The 20,746-nt window shown below is 60.1% G+C and carries 18 protein-coding genes; 2 read left to right on the top strand and 16 right to left on the bottom strand.

Translation table 11 applies throughout. The annotated features are described in order from the left end of the window. Window positions 1–20: 20 nt before the first annotated feature. From ACA071_RS16130 to argH, 6 genes are all read right to left on the bottom strand, one after another. A complete protein-coding gene (locus ACA071_RS16130; RefSeq protein WP_497640065.1) occupies window positions 21–908 on the bottom strand; it encodes a polysaccharide deacetylase family protein in 888 nt (295 codons plus the stop codon). Continuing rightward, entirely contained in the window at window positions 901–1,749 is an 849-nt protein-coding gene (locus ACA071_RS16125; RefSeq protein ID WP_497640063.1) for a polysaccharide deacetylase family protein, read from the bottom strand. Before ACA071_RS16125 ends, ACA071_RS16130 begins: the two co-directional genes overlap by 8 nt. Window positions 1,750–1,945: 196 nt before the next feature. Beyond that, window positions 1,946–2,770, bottom strand: coding sequence for an ABC transporter substrate-binding protein (locus tag ACA071_RS16120; protein ID WP_213939667.1), 825 nt, complete (start codon window positions 2,768–2,770; stop codon window positions 1,946–1,948). 39 nt (window positions 2,771–2,809) lie between these two features. Next, complete coding sequence (locus tag ACA071_RS16115; RefSeq protein ID WP_149662007.1) at window positions 2,810–3,574, bottom strand: amino acid ABC transporter ATP-binding protein; 765 nt, start codon at window positions 3,572–3,574, stop codon at window positions 2,810–2,812. A gap of 10 nt (window positions 3,575–3,584) precedes the next feature. Then, window positions 3,585–4,463 carry an amino acid ABC transporter permease gene (locus ACA071_RS16110; protein WP_123408153.1) on the bottom strand — a complete coding sequence of 293 codons (879 nt, stop codon included), beginning with the start codon at window positions 4,461–4,463 and terminating at the stop codon, window positions 3,585–3,587. A gap of 137 nt (window positions 4,464–4,600) precedes the next feature. Continuing rightward, window positions 4,601–6,028, bottom strand: a complete 1,428-nt coding sequence (argH, locus tag ACA071_RS16105) for an argininosuccinate lyase (protein ID WP_497640060.1) — start codon at window positions 6,026–6,028, stop codon at window positions 4,601–4,603. A 296-nt stretch (window positions 6,029–6,324) separates the two neighbouring features. On the opposite strand from argH, the gene ACA071_RS16100 reads away from it, so the two are divergent. After that, window positions 6,325–7,290 carry a LysR family transcriptional regulator gene (locus ACA071_RS16100; protein ID WP_497640058.1) on the top strand — a complete coding sequence of 322 codons (966 nt, stop codon included), beginning with the start codon at window positions 6,325–6,327 and terminating at the stop codon, window positions 7,288–7,290. Between the two features lie 147 nt (window positions 7,291–7,437). Here ACA071_RS16100 and ACA071_RS16095 read toward each other — a convergent pair whose 3' ends face one another. The 9 genes from ACA071_RS16095 to arnB are packed head-to-tail and all read right to left on the bottom strand — an operon-like array spanning window position 7,438 to window position 17,836. Continuing rightward, window positions 7,438–9,054: an ArnT family glycosyltransferase gene (locus ACA071_RS16095; RefSeq protein WP_497640056.1), complete on the bottom strand. Its 1,617-nt coding sequence runs from the start codon at window positions 9,052–9,054 to the stop codon at window positions 7,438–7,440. Continuing rightward, the gene (locus ACA071_RS16090) at window positions 9,027–10,406 is read right to left on the bottom strand and encodes a UDP-glucose dehydrogenase family protein (RefSeq protein WP_497640055.1); all 1,380 of its coding nucleotides are present in this window, start codon (window positions 10,404–10,406) and stop codon (window positions 9,027–9,029) included. Before ACA071_RS16090 ends, ACA071_RS16095 begins: the two co-directional genes overlap by 28 nt. Beyond that, complete coding sequence (gene arnF, locus ACA071_RS16085) at window positions 10,403–10,816, bottom strand: 4-amino-4-deoxy-L-arabinose-phosphoundecaprenol flippase subunit ArnF (RefSeq protein ID WP_497640054.1); 414 nt, start codon at window positions 10,814–10,816, stop codon at window positions 10,403–10,405. Before arnF ends, ACA071_RS16090 begins: the two co-directional genes overlap by 4 nt. Continuing rightward, entirely contained in the window at window positions 10,813–11,157 is a 345-nt protein-coding gene (arnE, locus tag ACA071_RS16080) for a 4-amino-4-deoxy-L-arabinose-phosphoundecaprenol flippase subunit ArnE (protein WP_497640052.1), read from the bottom strand. The genes arnF and arnE overlap by 4 nt, the downstream gene beginning before the upstream one ends. Then, window positions 11,154–12,803 carry a lipid IV(A) 4-amino-4-deoxy-L-arabinosyltransferase gene (arnT, locus tag ACA071_RS16075; RefSeq protein ID WP_497640051.1) on the bottom strand — a complete coding sequence of 550 codons (1,650 nt, stop codon included), beginning with the start codon at window positions 12,801–12,803 and terminating at the stop codon, window positions 11,154–11,156. Before arnT ends, arnE begins: the two co-directional genes overlap by 4 nt. Then, window positions 12,800–13,684, bottom strand: coding sequence for a 4-deoxy-4-formamido-L-arabinose-phosphoundecaprenol deformylase (gene arnD / locus ACA071_RS16070; protein WP_497640050.1), 885 nt, complete (start codon window positions 13,682–13,684; stop codon window positions 12,800–12,802). Before arnD ends, arnT begins: the two co-directional genes overlap by 4 nt. After that, window positions 13,684–15,675, bottom strand: a complete 1,992-nt coding sequence (gene arnA / locus ACA071_RS16065; protein ID WP_497640049.1) for a bifunctional UDP-4-amino-4-deoxy-L-arabinose formyltransferase/UDP-glucuronic acid oxidase ArnA — start codon at window positions 15,673–15,675, stop codon at window positions 13,684–13,686. Before arnA ends, arnD begins: the two co-directional genes overlap by 1 nt. After that, window positions 15,672–16,691, bottom strand: a complete 1,020-nt coding sequence (gene arnC, locus ACA071_RS16060; RefSeq protein ID WP_497640048.1) for an undecaprenyl-phosphate 4-deoxy-4-formamido-L-arabinose transferase — start codon at window positions 16,689–16,691, stop codon at window positions 15,672–15,674. The genes arnA and arnC overlap by 4 nt, the downstream gene beginning before the upstream one ends. Next, window positions 16,688–17,836, bottom strand: coding sequence for a UDP-4-amino-4-deoxy-L-arabinose aminotransferase (gene arnB, locus ACA071_RS16055; RefSeq protein ID WP_497640047.1), 1,149 nt, complete (start codon window positions 17,834–17,836; stop codon window positions 16,688–16,690). The genes arnC and arnB overlap by 4 nt, the downstream gene beginning before the upstream one ends. A gap of 467 nt (window positions 17,837–18,303) precedes the next feature. Here arnB and ACA071_RS16050 point away from each other — a divergent pair, with 467 nt between their 5' ends. Then, complete coding sequence (locus ACA071_RS16050) at window positions 18,304–19,149, top strand: site-specific integrase (protein ID WP_497645319.1); 846 nt, start codon at window positions 18,304–18,306, stop codon at window positions 19,147–19,149. A 36-nt stretch (window positions 19,150–19,185) separates the two neighbouring features. On the opposite strand, the gene ACA071_RS16045 is transcribed toward ACA071_RS16050, so the two are convergent. Continuing rightward, complete coding sequence (locus ACA071_RS16045) at window positions 19,186–20,688, bottom strand: ArnT family glycosyltransferase (protein WP_497640045.1); 1,503 nt, start codon at window positions 20,686–20,688, stop codon at window positions 19,186–19,188. Between the last annotated feature and the right edge of the window lie 58 nt (window positions 20,689–20,746).

The following is a 20,746-nucleotide window of genomic DNA, read 5'->3' as shown; positions in this document are numbered from 1 at the left end:
GTTCTGATGATCCTGCTCGTTCATACCCCGTAATCCCGATAATGCCGCTCATAAACTGCCGCCGGATGATCCTCAGTCACGCGTACCGTCGAATCAGCCCACCATTGCGCGACCTCACCAGCGGTGGCGATCCACACGTCCTGATGCTGCTGAATCCCCTGAAGCAACTCGCGTAACACGCCAATCCGCCCCGGTGTGGCGATGATTTCCGGGTGCAGGCGCAGCATGTAACACAGGCCAAACCGGTAGAACCCGGCGAAGTCCATTTGCAGGTTGCCCAGGGTGTGGCTGTACGAGGCAATTCGCGATTGCGCCGGCGGCACCGCCGGGCTGAGGTTGAAGGCGAAGTAGGGCTCGTCTTCCAGTTCGTAGTGCAATGGCAACTCGATCACCTCGGGCGCCGTCGGGTGAGCAAACGGCAAATCATCGCCGCGCCACGACGAAGACCAGCGAATGCCTTGGTCCCGCAATGCTTCGATGAAGCCCGGCGCACCGTTGCCGGCCGGGATGCGAAACCCGGTCGGACGCACGCCGGTCAGCACGGTCAAGGCTGCGCAACCTTTGGCGATGTCGGCGCTCTGTTCGGCGAGCGTCAGGCTGTCGTAGTTCTGGTGGCGATACCCGGCGCAGGTAATTTCGTGCCCGCCGGCCAGGATCGCCTTTATGTGCTTGGGGTTTTCCTCGGCGACAATGCCGGGAATGCACCAGCTACTGGAAACGCCCAGCTCTTCGAACAAACCAAGCAGCCGATCTACGCCGCGCTGGCTGCCGTAACGCCAGACCGACAGCGTCTTGTCGCGCCCGGCGACTTCCGGGGCCTGGGTCAGAATGCCGTGGATGTCGTTGTAATCGACGGTCAGTACCACCGCGCAGCGATGGCCGTTCGGCCAGACAGTGGAATCAGCCATGGTGATGCTCCTTCAGCCACCACTGGGCGACATCGCGGCAAGTGGCGAACCACACGTCATCGCGCTGGCGCATGTGGTCGAAGAGTTTTTCCAGCAACAGGATGCGTCCCGGTTTGCCGGTGATCTTGGGGTGGAACAGGGTGGTCAGGCACAAGCCTTCATCCATGGCGCCGTCGTATTCGCGGCACCAGTTGTCCAGGGTCAGCTTGTAACTGGCGGTGCGGTCCAGCCCCGAGGGGAAGTCCGGGGCGCGGGTGTAGGCCAGGGAGGCGTAGTCGTCCATTTCCCAGCGGCCGGGGATTTCCACCAGCGGGGTGTCGAAGCCGGGGACGTTGACCAGGTACGGTCGGTCATCGCCGCGCATGCTGCTGGAATAGGTCACGCCGGCTTCCACCAACATCGCCGGGGTTTCGGCGCGCCAGTCACCGGACGGCGTGCGAAAGCCTTCGGCGCGGATGTTCAAGTGCTTCCAGAACACCTCGCGGGATTTCTTCATCACGTCCTTTTGCTGGTCCAGCGTCAGGGCGTAAAAGGATTCGTGTTTGTAGCCGTGGTACGCCACCTCATGCCCGCGCTCGACAATCGCCTGGCACTGTTTTGGCCAGTTCTCCACGACCCAGGCCGGGACGAAGAACGTCGTCGGGATCTGGAAGGCGTCGAGCAGATCGAGGAGGCGCGGCAGGGCACGATAAGGGCCGTACCCGCCGAAGCCGAAGTACTCGGGCCTTTGCCAGATCGAGCCGTTGAGCATCGCATCGCCGGTCGGGCCGTCGAGGTCGAAGGCCAGGGCGAGGCAGGCTTTGTGCTTGCCGGGCCAGGTGGGTTGGGGTGAGGAGGACATCGTTGCGCTCCGCTAATTTATTGTTGAAACACCCGTAGCAGCTGCCGAGCAGCGCGAGGCTGCGTTCGGCGACGAAGTCGTCGTAAAACCCTGCACGCGAGGTGTTTCTGACACATCGCGTTGTCTGATTTCACGACTGCTTCGCAGCCGAACGCAGGCTTCGCCTGCTGCTACACAGAGCGTAATCGCGGCAGGCTTATTTCCCGGCGTTAATCGTTACAGTCTTGATCGCGCCCAGTTCCAGGTCCCACTTCTTGAGGATGGTCTGGTAGCTGCCGTCATCGATCATGCTTTGCAATGCGACCTTCACCGCTTCACTCAGCTCAGGCTTTTTCTTGCTCAGCCCCATCCCGGAGAACTGCACGGAAATTGGCTGGCCAACGGTTTTGTACATGTCCTTTTCCTGAGTCTTCAGGTACGACAACGTCTCGCTGCCCTGCATCGCCGCATCGATCCGGCTCTGGCGCAGTTGCGCACGGGCGTCTGCCGAACCTTCGGTGCCAATCACCACGATCGCCGGTTTGCCGGCCGCTTCGCAGTTGGCCTTGCTGTACTCGGCAATTTCCGCCGGGAAAGTCGTGCGACGGCTGGTGCCGACTTTCTTGCCGCACAGGTCGGTGATTTCGTTGAAGTCCTTGTTCTTCTGCAACGTGTAGAACTGCGGACCGCTGGTGAAGTAATCGACGAAGGTCACGCTGGCTTGGCGCTCGGCGGTGTCGGTCATGCCGGACAGCACCATGTCCACACGGTCGGTGGTCAGCGCGTTGATCATTTGCTCGAAGCCGGTTTCCTGCCATTTGATCTTCACGCCCAGGCGCTCGGCCAGGGCGTTGCCCAGGTCATAGTCGAGGCCGGTGAGGGTGTTGGTCGCCGGGTCCTTGAAATCCATCGGCGGGTAGTTCGGCATGATCGCGACAACGATCTCGCCCTTGGCCTTGATGCTGGCCGGCAATTCGGCGGCGAAGCTGACGCTGGAAGCCATCAGGCCGGCGAGTACTGCTGGAATTACGAAATTCTTCATGGTCGTTCTCTTATGAATGTTGTGAGCGCCAAGCGGCACCTAGGTTCGAACGGCAGAAATGAAGCTTTGGGTGCGCGGGTTTTGCGGACTTATTAGTATTTCTTCGGGGCTTCCAGCCTCCACGATCTGCCCGCCGTCCATGAACACCATGCGGTTGGACACTTCGCGAGCGAAGCCCAGTTCATGGGTGACGACGATCATGGTCATGCCGGTTTGCGCCAGATCGCGCATCACCGACAGCACCTCACCGACCAGTTCCGGGTCGAGTGCCGAAGTGGGTTCATCGAACAGCATCAGCTTCGGTCGCATCGCCAACGCGCGGGCAATCGCCACCCGTTGTTGCTGGCCGCCCGACAGTTCAATCGGGTAGCTGTTGCGTTTGTCGGCCAGGCCGACCCGGGCCAACAATTCCACGGCTTCTTCGTGCGCCTCTTTGGGCGAACGCTTGAGCACCTGGCACGGACCTTCGATGATGTTTTGCAGCACAGTCATGTGCGGAAACAGGTTGAAACGTTGGAACACCATGCCGGTGGACAGGCGTTGCCGGGCGATCTGCGACTCGTTGAGTTCGTGCAGTTTGTTGCCGACGACGCGGTAACCGACCAATTCGCCGTCGACCCAGAGGCCGCCCTTGTCGATTTTTTCCAGCTGATTGACGCAGCGCAGCAAAGTGCTCTTGCCCGAGCCGGACGGGCCGATGATGCACAGCACTTCGCCTTGCTCGACCTCGATGTTGATGTCCTTGAGTGCGTGGTACTGGTCGTAATATTTGTTCAGGCTCACGGCCTTGACGATGTTTCTCATGTCGGACTCCTCAAGAACGCTTGCCGGCGCCGCGAGCGAAACGACGCTCCAGTCGGCTTTGACCAAAGGACAGAACGGTGACGGCGACCAGGTACCAGATACCGGCGACGATCAGCAATTCCATGACCCGGGCGTTGGCGTAGTAGATGTTCTGGGCGTTGTAGAGCAGTTCCGAGTACTGGATAACGCTCGCCAGCGAAGTCATTTTCACCATGCCGATGAATTCGTTGCCGACTGGCGGAATGATGATCCGCATGGCTTGCGGCAGGATGATCCGGCGCAGCGCTTGCAGGCGCGGCATGCCGATCGACTTGGCGGCTTCATACTGGCCGGTGTCCACCGACAAGAGGCCGGCGCGCACCACTTCGGCGGTGTAGGCGCCCTGGTTGATGCTCAAGCCGAGCAGTGCGGCCACGAACGGCGTCATCAGGCTCACGGTGTCCATTTCGAACAGTCCGGGGATGCCGATGGTGGGGAAAATCAGCGCCAGGTTGAACCACAACAGCAGTTGCAGGATCAGCGGCGTCCCCCGGAACAGCCAGGTGTAAGTCACCGCCACGTAGCGCAGGATCGGGTTGGCCGACATGCGCATGATCGCCGTGATCACCCCGAACACAATGCCCAACGCCATCGCCAACACCGCCATGACGATGGTGTTGAACAAGCCCCACAGAATCGCCTGCGATGTCACGAACTGGCCGATGTAAGACCATTCGATCTTGCCTTCGGCGAACGCACGGACCAGGCCGAGAATGGCGATGACGATCACGGTGGCGAAGAAAATCCGCCCGTAATAACGCCGTGGCACATGGTGGTACTGGGTGATATCGAACTGGTTTTCCGCCAGTTTGCGCTCCGACTGGAGACGTTCTGCCTGAGTCTGGCTCATGTTGGTTCTCCGTAAACTGGTATTAATCCCTGTGGGCGCAAAGCTTGCTCGCGATGGCGGTGTGTCAGTCATCGCTGATGCCAGCTGACCCGCCGCTATCGCGAACAAGCTTTGCTCCTACGGGTTTTGTGCCTTGTTCAGAGGCGGAAGCCCTGATAGTTCTCGGTCCACTCATGCTGCGCGGCGAGGGCGGTTTTCAACCGGCCGATCTGCTCGCGCACCTGTTGCGGCGCGGTGCCACCCCAGCCGCTGCGGGCAGCGATGGCGGCTTCCAGCGTCAGGCTGTCGCGTACTTCGGGAGTCAGGCGTGGATCGATCTCGGCCAGCAACGCCGGAGAGGCTTCCCACAACTCGATATCGTGTTTCTCACAGGCCTGGACCAATGCACCGGTGATTTCATGGGCTTCTTTGAACGGCACGCCGCGCATCGCCAGCCAATCCGCAACTTCAGTGGCCAAGGTGAAGCCCAGTGGCGCCTGACGCCGCAGCTCTTCGACGTTGACCTTCATGGTCGCGACCATCCCGGCCATGGCCGGCAGCACCAGCAGCAGGGTGTCGACACTGTCGAGCACGCCGTTTTTGTCTTCGCTCAAGTCGCGGTTGTAGGACAGCGGCAGGGATTTGAGGGTGGAGAGCAGACCGGTCAGGTTACCAATCAGGCGACCCGCCTTGCCCCGCGCCAGTTCGGCGATGTCCGGGTTCTTCTTCTGCGGCATGATCGAGCTGCCGGTGGCGTAGGCATCGTCCAGCGCGACCCAGCGAAATTGCCGCGACGACCACAGGCAAAATTCTTCAGCGAGGCGGGAAATGTTGATCCCGAGCATGCTGGCGATAAACAGGAACTCGGCAACGTGGTCGCGGCTGGCTACGGCGTCGATGGAGTTTTCACACACGCCGCTGTAGCCCATTTCCTTGGCCGACTGCTGGGGCAGGCGAGCGATGGCGGAACCGGCCATGGCCGCGGCGCCGAGTGGCGACAGCGAGGTGCGCACGTCCCAATCCACCAGGCGTTGCACGTCACGCAGCATCGACTGGGCGTGGGCCAGCAAGTGGTGGGCGAAGACGATCGGCTGGGCTTGCTGCAAGTGGGTGAAGCCTGGGCAAATGCTTTCGATGTGTTGTTCGGCCTGATCCACCAGCGCTTGTTGCAAGGCGAGGACTTCAACAGCGAGGGTGCGCACGTGATCACGCAGGAACAGGCGCAGATCGTTGGCGGTCTGGTCGTTACGCGAACGGCCGGCGCGCAGCTTGCCGCCGAGCGCGCCGAGGCGTTCGGTCAGCAGGCGTTCGATAAAGGTGTGGACGTCTTCGTCGTCCAGGGTCGGGGCGATGCTGCCAGCGCGAAAATCAACGCCGATCTGATCCAGCGCACCGAGCATGGTCCGGGTTTCTTCCTCGCTCAAAAGACCTGCACGTTGCAGCTCCCCGGCATGGGCCTTGGAACCGGCGAGGTCGTACGGGGTGAGGCGAAAATAGCGCTCAGGGCAACGGGACAGGGCCGCCAGGGCTTCGGATGGACCGCTTTTAAAGCGTGCACCCCAGAGACGGTCGGTGGTTTGAGACATTGTTGTTTTCCTCGTCGGTAAAGCGAATTGAAATCGGTGTGCAGGGCCCGAAACGCCCGCCGCAAATCAATGGGGCGTGGTTAGGCCAAAGCAGTTTTCAAAAGGGCAGTTACGAAGTGGCGAGAGCTGATCGAAGTGTCAGCTTTTAATAGTGCGAAATCAGTGAGTTGGCACTCAGGTACGGAATTTATTAGCGGTTGCCAAGCCTTGTTTTCTGTGTTCATTATTATTAGCCAGCGTTATTTTTGTTGTTGGACACAGAGTGTTGAATAGGGCGTCAGAGGTAAATAAGCATTATGGAAACCCCACTTTCCAATTCCGGAAACCCGGCGCCAAAACCGACTCAGCGGGCTCCGTTGGCGCTTAGCGGCCTGGACTTCAAACTGCTCAAAGTGTTCAAGGCAGTGGTCGAAGCCGGCGGTTTCAGCGCCGCGCAGAACGAACTGAATGTGGGCTTGGCGGCCATCAGCAAACAGATCTCCGACCTGGAAATCCGCATCGGCATGCGCCTGTGCACCCGTGGGCGCGAGGGGTTTCACCTGACCGAAGAAGGGCGCCTGGTGTATCAGGCGTCGATTGACTTGTTTGCCTCGGTCGACAACTTTCGTGATCGGCTTAGTTCAGCGCAGAATGAACTTATCGGTGATCTGGGTGTGGGAATTATTGATAACACGATCTCCGATCCTAATTCGCCGTTAGTTGCAGCGCTCAGAACAATCAATGAAGAATCACCGAAGGTCAGGTTTCAACTTCAGGCCTCACAGTTGGATGAAGTAGAGCGTGGCGTTGTAGAGGGACGATTAGTGGCCGGAATCGTCCCGGTTTATCAAAAACGCGAAGAGTTCGATTACTACGCGCTGTACGAGGAACGCTCAGAGGTTTATTGCGCAGTCGGCCATCCGTTGTTCGAGGTGCCTGAGGCGCAAATCGGCAGCAACGTGCTCAAGGACTACGAGTGCATCAACCACCGCTACGCGATTCATCGGGACAAACTGAATTTTGCCCGCTACGACAGCTTTTCCGCCTCGGCAACTCAGGTCGAAGCCGTGGCGTTACTGATCAAGACCGGCCGTTTTGTGGGCTTCCTGCCGCAACATTACGCCGCCAACCTGGTGGCTCAGGGGCAATTTCGCGCGGTGCGCCCGGACCTGATTTACATCGTCACGCCGTTCAATCTGATCCTGCGGCACAACACCGTGCGCAGTCCGCTGGTCAAGGCGTTTGCCCTGGCGTTGGGAGTGGATTTGAAGGCGCCGGTGTGATGTAAGTTCGCTGTATTGCTAACAGCAAGTTACGACCTTGGAAATACGCACGAACATGTAGGAGCTGCCGAAGGCTGCGATCTTTTGATCTTAAAAAAGCAAAGTCAAAAGATCGTAGCCTTCGGCAGCTCCTACATGGGTTGCGCGCTAAGGCTTGAGATGCAGCAAGACGTAATCGTTTTTATCGAAACGACCGGTCAACGCGGGTTCCAGCGAACCCAGCGAAGTGCCTTTCATGGCTTTGTAGTCACTCTGATCCATCATTACCCAAACCGGTGCCTTGAGGGTTTCCAGTTCCTGAACCGACTCAGTAAACACCGGTTGCAGGTCCTGCTCGATATTGACCATGAACTTGATCGCCTTCGCGTCCTTGCCCATGCCGAACAGCACCAGCGGTGCGGGTTCTTGTTGCACCAGGGCGAAGGCCGCACGGCTGAAGGTGCGCGAATCGTAGAGTTGGCGTTCCACCGGTTCAAACATCAGGATGTAAACCGACCACAATCCCAGCACCGCACAAAACGCCAATATCGGCGCTCGACGGGACGGCCTGAAAACCGCGGCTAAAGCGATCACTTGCAACAAGCCAAGCACGATCAACATCGGCGTCAGGGAGGTCAACACCCCAGGGAAGCGCCGCTGGCCGACCATCAAGGCCACGATCAACAACCCCGGAATCACCAACCACAACCCTTGCATCACGCCCCGCAACACAGTGAACAACCGGCCTTGCATCACCTGAAACGGATACGCCGCAATGATCGCCGCCATCGGCAACATCGGCAGCAGGTAACGGGCTTTTTTTGCCTGGGGGATCGACAGCCCGACCATCACGATCAACCCGGCCGCCGCGCAGTACTGCACCAGACGCAATGACGGCCCGGCTTCACGTGGATGGGTCAGAACGATCGCCGCCAGCGCCAACAACCCCAATGGATACGCCAGCGCATAGTTGCCCATGGAACTGGTGAAGTAATACAGCGAACCGCTGACGCCTTCACTGCCGTCCATGCGCCCCATGAATTGCATGCGAATCACGTCCTGCATAAACGCCGGGCCACCGCTGAGCTTGGCGAGCAACAACAGCACGCCGACGCAGACCAACAGCAGCATCGCGGCGAGCAGTCCGAAGGCCAGCAGCCGTTGCCACTGCCGATTGAGCAGGAAATAGCTGCACAACATGCCGGTCGGTACAACGAGGCCAATCGGCCCACGAATTCCGAAACCCAGCAATAACAGGGCGAAGATCAGCAGCCAGCGACGGGGTGCATCGAAATGGTCGGCGGCATAGCCCAGATAAAACACCGAAAACGCCACCGCCGCGAGCATCAGGTCCAGGGACACGGCGCGGGTTTCGGTGACGAAAGTGTTGGTCAGCAACAGCAGCGCAATGCTCAGCAATGCCCAGCGCGTGGAGTAGGGCGCCAGCAGCCGGTACATCAACGTGACGATGACCGCAGCGGCCACCCCACTCGGGAGCCAGGCACTAAAGGCATTCACCTGGCCGAATGGCAGCGACAGCAGCCAGATAAACAGCGTGCTCAGCGCTGAATAGTCGGCATAGGGCTGACCATAGGTGGTCGGGAACACCGTCGGCCCGTGGCGCAGCATTTCCTGGGCGAACAACACAAACCGCGAATCGAAGCCGATCGCCGCCTGCTGATAAACCCCGGCCATGAACAACAGCAGCGCCAACAGCCCCAGGCCAAAAGACTGTCGACGGATGGTGTCATTCACCGTCAGGCAACCGACGAGATGGCAGACCATTGCTGATACGGAATCGGCAGGTTGCGCGACTCGCCACGGCCCATCGGGAAGTACAGGAATCCGGCGCGGGACAGACGCTCGGCGTCATACAGGTTGCGCCCGTCAAAAATCACCGGTGCAGTCAGGCGCTGGCGAATCAGATCGAAATCCGGCGCCTTGAACTGCTGCCACTCGGTGCAGATGATCAGCGCATCGGCGCCGGCCAGTACCGACTCCGGCGTGCCCATCAGCATCAGCTTCGATTCGTCCGGGTACAAATGCTGGGTTTCCTGCATCGCTTCCGGGTCGAACGCCCGCACGTTGGCCCCGGCCGCCCACAACGATTCCAGCAGCACCCGGCTCGGCGCATCGCGCATGTCATCGGTATTGGGTTTGAACGCCAGGCCCCACACGGCAAAGGTTTTGCCGGCCAGGTTGCCCTTGTAGAAGGCATTCACCCGCTCGAATAACTTGTGTTTCTGCCGCTGATTGATGGCTTCCACCGCTTGCAGCAAGTCGCTGGAGCAGTGGGCCTGTTCGGCGCTGTGGATCAGCGCGCGCATGTCCTTGGGAAAGCACGAACCGCCATAACCGCAGCCCGGATAGATGAAGTGGTAGCCAATGCGCGAATCCGCGCCGATGCCCAGGCGCACGGATTCGATGTCTGCGCCCAGGTGTTCGGCCAGCTCGGCAATCTGGTTGATGAAGCTGATCTTGGTCGCCAGCATGCAGTTGGCGGCGTACTTGGTCAGCTCGGCGCTGCGCAGGTCCATGAACATGATGCGGTCGTGGTTGCGGTTGAACGGCGCATAGAGCTCGCGCATGACGTCGCGCACTTCGTCACGTTCGCAGCCGATGATGATGCGGTCCGGGCGCCGGCAGTCAGCCACCGCCGAACCTTCCTTGAGAAACTCGGGGTTGGAGACGATATCGAACTGCAACAGTCGATTAGCCTCCTGAAGTCTGCGCTCGATGTGCGCACGCAGGGTGTCGCCAGTACCGACCGGCACGGTGGATTTCTCCACCAGGATCACCGGTTGCTCACGATGACGGGCCACGGCATCACCCACCGACAGCACGTATTTCAGATCGGCCGAGCCGTCTTCGCTGGACGGCGTACCGACCGCAATGAACAACACCTCGCCATGCTGCACGGCAAGCTTTTCGTCAGTGGTGAACTGCAGACGCTTGGCCTCCAGGCTCTCCCTGACCAGACTGGCCAGCCCCGGCTCGAAAATGCTGACGTGCCCTTGCTGGAGCAATTCAACCTTTTTGGCATCGATGTCCATGCAGATCACATCGTGGCCGACTTCAGCCAGAACGGCAGCCTGTACCAGGCCAACGTAACCACTACCAAATACACTGATTTTCATGGGTCATTCCTGAGAACGGGGACGCGAGCAGGTCGAGAATTGATGGTGATGACACCCAGGACGACCAAGGCCACCCCAAGGCTTTTTGCAAGACTGAAATGTTCGTTGAATGCCGGCAGGCTGGCGGCCAGCAGGTACACCAGCACATAGCTGATGCTCAGCAGCGAATAGGCCCGCCCCAGCGGTACATCGCGCAGGGCCATCAGCCAGCTGAGCATCGACAGCCCATAGGCGAGGATTGCCGCCAGCACCACGCCGGCAGCGACCGAATCGACGCTGCCATTGCCCAGGGCTGTCAGCCATTGATCCGGTTGCGGCAGCCGACTCATGCTCCAGCGCATGCCCAACTGCGCAGCGCTAGCAAGCATTACGCTGCCCAGGGCGAAAGTGATTCCACGGCGCAGGCTCATGTGTGTTGCCCCAGCAAAACCACGCCGCCGATCACCAGCGCCACACCGAGCCAATGGCGTCGGTCGATGGGTTCGTGAAAGACGAAGCGGGCGACCAACGTGATCAGCACGAAATTGAGGCTCAGCATCGGATAAGCGACGCCGACTTCCAGGCGCTGCAACACCAGCAGCCAGACCAGCAGCCCCATGCCGAGGGAGAACAGCGCCAGCCACAGCCAAGGCGAGCGCAGTTTCTCGCCCCAACCCGACACTTTGCCGCGCCAGCTCTCGACGGCGTACTTCTGGGCAATCTGACCCAGGCATGTCAGCAGGCACGCCGTGAGCAACAGAAGCAGGCTCATGCCGCGTCCTTGGGGATAATCAGAATCACCAGGTTGCCTTGCTCATAACGCTTGCCCTCTTTAGGCAGCAGTTCCACTTCCTGCAGTTCGTCGTCACCCTTGACCCGCATGACCACGCCCACCGAACCCTGCTTGCGAGCATCGCGCATCCACTGTTGCACTTTGTCGACAGTGATCCGCCGATCCGCCGATTCGGGATAATTAAGACCGTATTTCAGCTCACCGACCGTGTTGTACAACGCCACTTGCGGGCGTTGCAGGCGCCAGGCCAGCGCCGATGCCGCGCCCGGATCGTTGCTCATCAATTGGCTGGTCTGGCTGAGCTCTCGGGCGTGTTCGAGGATGAATTGGTCAGGGGTCTTGTTCGACACCACCGAGTTGGGCAACCCGGCCGGGATCAACCCGATGAACAGCAAGCTACCGAACGCCGGTGCCGCCCAGCATTGCAGGGGCCGAAAGGCTTGCAGCAGATTGGCCATGATCCAGCCGATCAGCGCGATAAATACCAGCACCAGGTTGTGCAGTTCGAGTTCGTACAGCGGCTTTTTCAGTTGCAGGTAAACCAGGGCCAACAGGACCGTCAGGCCCAGCAGCAGGTTCAGCAAGCCGTTGAGCCCCAGCGCCCAGCCTTGCTCAAGTTGCAAGCGGTCGGCCAGCGTATGGCCCAGCAACAGCGCCAAGGGCAACAGGCACGGCAGGATATAGGTCGGCAATTTGCCGTTGCTCAGGCTGAAGAAAACCAGCGGCATGATCAGCCACAGCAACAGGAAGCCGATATTCGCCTGGCGTCGGGTCTGCCAGGCCTGTTTCAGCGCCGGCGGCAGCAACACCGCCCACGGCAGACTGAACGCCACCAGCAGCGGCAGGTAAAACCACCACGGCGCGTCGTGCTGGGCATCGTCGCCGGCGAAGCGCCGAATGTGTTCGTGCCAGAAGAAGAACCGCCAGTAGTCGGGCTCCTGGGCGTGCACGGCCAAGGCCCACGGCAGGCTGACTGCGATGGCGACGATTATCGCGAGCGGGCCGTAGAGCAGCAGTTCACGCCAGCGTTTCTGCCAGAGCATCCACGGCAGTGCGATCAGCACTGGCAGCAGCCAGGCGAGAAAACCCTTGGTCATGAAGCCCATGCCGCAGGCCAGCCCCAACATGGCCCAGCTCAACAGCCGCGGACCAGCGCTTTTGCTGTCCAGCGCAAACCACAGGGCCACCAGACTCAAATTGACCCAGAAGGTGAATTGCGGATCGAGGTTGGCGTATCCGGCCTGACCAGCAACCACGGTGAAACTCATGTACAGCAAGGCGCAGGCAAAACTTTTGCGCGGGTCATTCCACAAGCGGCGAGCGATCAAGAAGCACAGCAACACACTCAGCCCGGTGCTCAGGGCCGAAGCGAAACGCACGCCAAACAGGTTTTCGCCAAACAGCGCCTGGCCGAGGGCGATCATCCAGTAGCCGGCCACTGGTTTCTCGAAATAGCGCAAACCCATAAAGTGCGGCGACACCCAGTTACCGCTCAGGAGCATGTCCTGGCTGATCTGCGCATAGCGGGTTTCGTCGGGGATCCATAAGCCATGGGTGCCCAACGGCAACAGGTACGCCAGCAGCATGATCGCCAGCAAAACTGGCAAGGCCCAGCGTTTAGTCATGCGCCTTGCACTCCCAGCCAGCCTTCACGGCCTTCGAGAGCACCACGCACTACGCGCCCGGCCGGCAGGCTGGCGAATGACTCGGGCAACAGGTCGCCCAAGGGTTGAAAACGGATGTCACGCTGGCGCGCATCGGCCAGCAGTTGACGAAAATCGTTGGCCATCAGAATCCCTTCTACTTCGGCGTGGATCGTGTAGACGTTGAGTCTTTCGGGAGTGAAGCGCTGCAGAATGAAAGCGCTGAAATCCCTGGTGGATACGCTCGGCCCGACCACCTCGTCGAACGTCGGCAAGTCTACCGGGATTTGCGGCGCGCCCAGCAGGCCATTGGCCAAGGTCGGCCGGAACAGGCTTTGACCTCGGCAATCGCTGTTGTAGCGAAAGCCGAACGCTTGCTTGGCTTCGATCACACGCTCGTCCGCGCGCCAACCGGCAGACGCCGAGCAATCGACTTTTTCCCCGAGAATGTCGCTGAGACTGTCGACGCCGCGGCGAATCTGCTCGATCAATTGCGCTTCGCTCCAGCGCCCGGCATTCGCTTGCCAGCCATGGTGATCCCAGGCGTGCAAGCCGACTTCATGACCGGCGTCCCGGGCCTGACGCATCAGGTGCCCGAGGTCGCGACCAATGGGTTTGCCCGGCCAGGCAGTCCCGGCCAGCAAAATGTCCCAGCCATACAGGCCGGCTGCGTTGGAGCGCAGCATTTTCCAGAGGAACTGCGGGCGGATCAGGCGCCACAAGTGGCGCCCCATGTTGTCCGGCCCGACGCTGAAGAAAAACGTCGCCTTAACCTGGGCCTCATCGAGGATTTCCAGCAACCGGGGCACCCCTTCGCGGGTGCCTCGGTAGGTGTCGACATCGATTCGTAGGCCTGCCTGCATCAGCGTTTGTCCGCGATTTCGAGCATGGCTTCACGCAGGAAGAAGTCCAGCGTGTTGCCGATGGTCTCGCTCATCTCCACCGTTGGCGTCCAGTCCAGCAGGCGCTTGGCGTTGTCGATGCTTGGTTTGCGGTGGGACACGTCCTGATAGCCGGTGCCGTAGAACGCCTTGCTTTCCACGTCGCGGAAACCGGCGAACGGCGGGAAGTTGCTGCGCAGCGGGTGCGCTTCGAACTGACGCAGCAGCTCTTCGCCCAACTGACGGATGCTGGCTTCGTTGTCCGGGTTGCCGATGTTGATGATCTGGCCGTTGCACCCGTCATTGTCGTTGTCGATGATCCGCGCCAGTGCTTCGACGCCGTCAGCGATGTCAGTAAAGCAGCGTTTCTGCTCGCCGCCGTCGAACAGCCTAATTGGCGTGCCTTCCACCAGGTTGAGGATCAACTGGGTGATCGCCCGGGAGCTGCCGATCCGCGCCGAATCCAGACGATCCAGGCGCGGGCCCATCCAGTTGAAAGGACGGAACAGCGTGAAATTCAGGCCTTTCTGGCCGTAGGCCCAGATCACACGGTCGAGCAACTGCTTGGAGACCGAGTAGATCCAGCGCTGTTTGTTGATCGGGCCGAGCACCAGGTTCGAGGTGTCTTCGTCGAAACGCGCGTCCTGACACATGCCATAGACTTCCGACGTCGACGGGAAGATCACGCGCTTGTTGTACTTGACGCAGTAGCGCACCAGTTTCAGGTTTTCTTCGAAGTCGAGTTCAAAGACGCGCAGCGGGTTGCGGGTGTATTCGATTGGCGTGGCGATGGCCACCAGCGGCAGGACCACGTCGCACTTCTTGATGTGGTACTCGATCCACTCCGAGTGAATGCTGATGTCGCCTTCGACGAAGTGGAAATTCGGATGGCTGCGCAGGCGGTCGATGGCGTCGGAACCGATGTCCAGGCCATAGACTTCATAGCGGTCGTCACGCAGCAGGCGCTCGGACAAGTGGTTGCCGATGAAGCCGTTGACGCCGAGGATCAGCACTCGGGTACGCCGCGGCGCACGACCGGATTCGGCGCCACGCAGCACCGAACCATCAACCAGGCCCAGCTCATTGGCCAGTTGCGGACCGCTCAGGTACAGGCCGTTGTCGTTGCGCTGGCCGGCGGTGATCACCAGCGAATCTTCGCCGCAGGCAATGCGTAGTGGGTCGACGCTGATCACCCGACCGGGGGCCAGACCTGCATTGCCCTTGGCGACTTGTGCGCTCCAGACAATCAACTTGTGTTCGCCGACGTCGCAGAAAGCGCCGGGGTACGGTTGGGTTACAGCGCGAACCAGGTTGAACAGTTCTTCGGCCGGTTTTTTCCACACCAGCTTGCCGTCTGCCGGGGTGCGACGGCCGAATACCGTGGCTTTGGATTCGTCCTGCGGGGTTTCGCTGACGGTGCCTTGCAGCAGCGCCGGCAGGGTGTCACGCAGCAGCGAAGTGGCGGCCTCGCGCAGCTTGCCATGCAGGGTCAGCGCAGTGTCGCTGCGCTCGATTCCGACCCTTTGCTGGGTGAGGATGGCGCCGGCATCGGCACGCTTGACCATGCGGTGCAGGGTCACGCCGGTTTCGGTTTCGCCGTTGACCAGTACCCAATTGGCCGGGGCGCGACCACGGTAGCGCGGCAGCATCGAACCGTGCAGGTTGAATGCACCTTGGCTCGCGGTGGCCAGCAGTGGCTCGCTCAGCAGATGGCGGTAGTAGAACGAGAAAATGTAGTCCGGATTGAGCTTGGCGATGCGCTCGATCCACAGCGGATGGTTGGCATCTTCCGGGGCGTGCACAGGGATGCCTTTATTGGCACACAGTTGCGCAACTGAGCCATAGAAAGCGTTTTCCTTCGGGTCATCGGCGTGGGTGAACACGGCCGCAATCTCAAAACCTGCGCCAAGCAGGGCATCGATGCCGGCACAGCCGATATCGTGATAGGCGAAGACAACAGCTTTTTTGCTCATGAGAGAACCTGATCTGAAGAAGTGGATGTGAGGCCGTCGACAGTGACAACGGGAGCAGGGGAGGCGGGTTGGCTACGCAAGACTTTTTCGATAAAGAACCGAGGGCGGGCGCGGACATCGCTGTACATGCGGCCCAGGTATTCACCCAGCAGGCCCATGCCGATGAATTGCCCGCCGGTAAAGACGAACAGCACGGCGAACAGCACGAACGTACCGCCGCCTGCCCAGCCAGCGCCGAAGGCCAGGCGCAGGACGATCAGCGCAATGGCGAACAGCACGCCAAGACCGGCCATACAGAAGCCGACGATGCTCAGCAGGCGCAGCGGGGTGGTGGTCATGCAGGTGATCAGGTCGAACATCAAGTTGACCAGGCGCATCGGGCTGTACTTGGACTCGCCGTGCTCGCGCTCGGCGTGGGTCACCAGGATTTCCGTGGTGTGGCGGGCGAAGCTGTTGGCCAAAATCGGGATGAACGTGCTGCGTTCGCGGCAGGCGAGCATCGCGTCGACGATGCTGCGACGGTAGGCGCGCAGCATGCAGCCGTAGTCGCTCATGGCCACGCCGGTGGAGCGTTGCACGGCCAGGTTGATCAGTTTCGAGGGCCAGCGGCGCAGGGCGGAGTCTTGACGGTTATTGCGCACCGTGGCGACCACGTCGTATCCGAGTTCGGCCTGGGCTACTAACCGTGGAATTTCTTCCGGCGGGTTTTGCAGGTCGGCGTCGAGGGTGATCACCACATCGCCCTTGCACTGTTCGAAACCGGCCATGATCGCCGCGTGCTGACCGTAATTGCGGTTGAGAATGACCGCCACCACCGGGCTGCACTCGCGGCTGGCGGCTTCTTCCAGGATTTGCGCCGAGTTGTCGCGGCTGCCGTCGTCCACCAATACGATTTCGTAGTCGTGGTGTAGTTGCTGGCAGGCAGCTTCGGTGCGCCTGAGCAACTCGGGAAGGCTGTCTTGCTCGTTATAGACCGGGATGACGATCGATACGCAACGGATCGGATAAGGTTTCACAGGCGGGCGTCCATAATGTTTTCGATGGCACCGACGACACGTTCAACGTCGTCAGTGGTCATGTCGGGGAACAACGGGATCGAACACAGCCGGGCCGAGTTCCATTCGGTATTGGGCAGGTAAATGTCCGGGAAACGCTGGCGGTAGTAGGTGTGTAGGTGAGTGGCGATGAAGTGAATGCCGGTGCCGATGTTCTGCTCTTGCAAGGCCTTCATGAACGCTTCGCGGTCGAGGCCACAACGTTCGGCGTCGATGCGCAGAATGAACAGGTGCCAGGCGTGCTGCTGCGGATGCATTGGGACCGCCAGCGGTTGCACCGGCAGGCCTTCGAGCCGTTGCAGGTAGGTTTGGGCCAGTTGCGTGCGCTTGGCGTTGATTTCGTCCAGACGCTCCAGTTGCACCAGGGCAATGGCGGCGTTGATGTCGGCCAGGTTGTATTTGAAACCGGGCTCGATCACCTGGGCCTGGGGTTTGCGGCCACCGGTCAGGCGGTCGTAGGCGTCAACGCCCAACCCATGAAACTTGAGCATGCGCACGCGAGTGGCCAGGGCTTCATCGTCGCTGACAAACATCGCGCCTTCGGCGCAGGTCATGTTCTTGATCGCATGGAACGAGAAGATCGCCGTGCCCCGGGCGCCGACGTGCCGACCTTTGTAGAGGGTGCCGGCGGCGTGGGCCGCGTCTTCGATGACGGCTATTCCGTGTTTGTCGGCCAGGGCATAGAGCGGGTCGAGGTCGAACGCCGCACCGGCGTAATGCACCGGGATGATCGCCTTGGTCCTAGGTGTGATGGCCGCTTCGATGCTGCCCAGGTCTGTCATCAGGGTGTCGCGATCGACATCGACAAACACCGGCGTAGCCCCGAGCAGGCAGATCATGTTGGCGGTGGACACCCAGGTCTGGGACGGGGTAATCACTTCATCTCCGGGGCCGATACCCAACGCCAGCAAGGTGATGTGCATGCCCCCGGTAGCCGAGGACAATGCCACGGCATGCTTGCAACCGGCGTAGTTGGCGAAGTGCTCTTCCAATGCCTGGTTTTTTGGCCCGGTGGTGATCCAGCCTGAGCGCAATACTTGCTCTACGGCGGCAATTTCTTCATCGCCGATACTGGGGCGTGAAAAGGGGAGAAAAGCCTGACTCATAAGGACCTCTGGGCTGGCACATCAACAAAATTCTGGCCGAACGGATTGGATCCACACCTAGGCGTAGACGCAAAAAAACATTTCGCATCAATAAGTTGCTACATAAATATGACGAAGTACTTAGGTTGACTTTTGGCGGCGGCCTCGTCAGGTTGTGCTGACTGATCACCGGCGGCCTGTTTGAATTAGAGTAGGCGCGAAAATGTGAAAGGGACATGAAAAACCGGTCGGCGAATCGTTTATCTGAAGTTCAGACAGCTCAAGTTCAGACTTCTACCGCTTATCGCGTTTATCCGGCGTTTGCTGCTCCTTACAGTAAGTAGATGAACTTTTTAGTTGTTGTGTTGAACCGTTTTCATTCAAGGCTTTTTCGTTTGATTGACTTATCCGCTATTGAATCCAAGGCTGCAAAAGCCAACCCGTTGACCCTGTATCTGGCGCGACTGGCGCCGTCCAGCCAACTGACCATGCGCTACATATTGCAAGACGCGGCGGATCGCTTGGGCTTCGAAGACATGAACATCGAGGAGATTCCCTGGTACGAACTCCAGCCTGAAGATGTCATCGCCTTAGTGGCCGCCTTACGGACCGACGGTTACGCGCCGAATACTTCTTCGCTGTACGTGAACGCTGTACGGGGCGTCATGAACGAAGCCTGGCGCATGAGCCTGATCAGCCAGGAACACTTGCTGAAGATGCGCTCGGTCAAAGGCATCGCCGGCACGCGGCTGTCCCAGGGGCGCAACCTCAAGCGCACGCTGATTCAGGAATTGATGGAAGTCTGCGCCGCCGACCCGCGACCGCAAGGCCTGCGGGACGCGGCGATTATCGCGGTGCTGTACGGTTCGGGCATGCGCAAGTCGGAGTCGGTGAACCTCGACCTGAACCAGGTCGATTTCAACGAGCGCAGCCTGCGGGTTACGGCCAAGGGCAACAAGCAGTTGATCAAATACGCACCGGCGTGGGCCTTCGCCAAGCTGGAGGCGTGGCTGGAGTTGCGTCGTTCGCAACTGGGGGAGGGGCTGGAGGACGACCCGTTCCTGTTCAACCGTATCCGTCGCGGCAGCCACATTACCCGCGAGCGCATCACCAAACATGCCATCTATTACATTGCCCGACAGCGCGGCGCCCAGGTCGGGGTGAAAATCATGCCCCACGATTTCCGCCGCTCGTTCATCACTCGGGTGATTGAAGAGCACGATTTGTCGATTGCCCAGAAACTGGCGCACCACAGCAACATCCAGACCACCGCCAACTATGACGTGCGTGATGACAACGAACGGCGTAGGGCGGTGGATCGTTTCGATCTCTAAACCTGACAAAGACCCACAGGGATTTACCTGTGTTGGTCAGGACCGGGGAATAAACGCCACGCTCTGGTCTACCCGGCCATGGAACATCCGTTCGCCATTGGTGGGTGTGGTGGTGATGATCTTGTGGTCGACGCTCAGGTAGTTCAGCGGCAGCGCATCGCCATGGCGGTATTGCGCCACGATGATGGTGCGCTGCGGGTCCCAGTGTTGGCCGCTGGTAGTGTTAAGCCAGGTCATCAAGGCGGCGCTGTCGCCCGTGCGCGGGAAGTTCTGGTTTTCCTGCACGTAATAGAAGGGCGCACCGCCGGTTTGCAGGTACATCGGCACTTTGTTATCGACTTCGATCATCACCATGCGCCATTCCTTTAGAGGCGCACGCTTGCCCGCCTCAAGCTTGACCGTCTCACCGAACTGAACCACACCGCCACCACTGTTGGTCCACGGATAGAGCACGCCCAGTACTGCGAGCAACAACACGGTGGCCGCACCGAAACCGATCTTCCAGCCACGACTCACTGGGTTGCGCTGGGTGATCCACCAGGCCCCGAGCAATTGCGCAAATGGCACCAAGGGCAACACGTAGTAACTGCGCCGACTGCCACTGGCGGTGAAAAACAGCAACAACAACCCCAGGCCCCAGATCAGCCAGCGGGTATTGGGTTCGGCACTGCGCCAATGGCGTATGGCTCCCCACAACGCAATCAACCAGCACGGCGCCCAGGGCAGGGTGTAGACCGGCAGGTAAATCAGGTAGGTGTAAATTGGCCCGATGTTGTCGAACGGCTGGAAAAACCGCACGACGTTTTCCCGCAGCACCAGGCCCAGGCCACTCTCGCCATAGGTCGGCGCACCGTAGAAGTGCGACAGGACAAACGGTGCCATGTAAAACGCGCCGGCCATCATCAGCGCCAGGCACAGGCGCAGGTTGAGATGGCGTTTCCAGCGACCGTCCTGCACCAGATGGGGCAAGAGCAACAGGCCCGGCAGAATGAAGCCGATCAGGCCTTTGAACAGCGAGGTCAGCGACAGCAACAGGAAAAACACCAGGTAGCGACCCAGGCGTGTGTCGTCCGGCCCGCGCCAGTACCACCACACCGCCGCGAGCACACCGCAGACCGTCAGGATATCGGCGGTGGCCACCCGCGCCCAAAACACGAAATAGAAAGTGGTCGCCAGCATCCAGCCGGCAATCAGCCCGGTGCCTTTGCGAAACAATTGCTCGCCGAGCAGGTACACCAGCCAGACGCTCAGCCACGCGGCAATCACCGAGGACAGGCGTAGCGACCCGTTTCCCAGGCCACCGGTCAACCACGCCGTGGCGGTGATCAGCCAATAGGACGGCAGCGGTTTGTCGTAATACGGCCCGCCCTTGAGGTACGGATCGAAATAGTCACCGCTCTGAAGCATCTGCAGGGCAATGTTGGCCCAGCGGGTTTCCGCGCCCCATAACTCCCGCGAGCCCAAACCCAACAACAACATCAGGGCAGTGGCGCCCAGCAGGAGCCACAGCGCGGCCCTGTCACTTGCGTGGAACTTCATGGAGGGTTTCCCGAATTTTTAGTAGCACCGCGAGCCCCTGTGGGAGCGAGCGAGCCCG

The organism is Pseudomonas sp. LBUM1646 (genome assembly GCF_059716165.1).
This window is presented reverse-complemented; position numbering and strand designations above follow the sequence as displayed.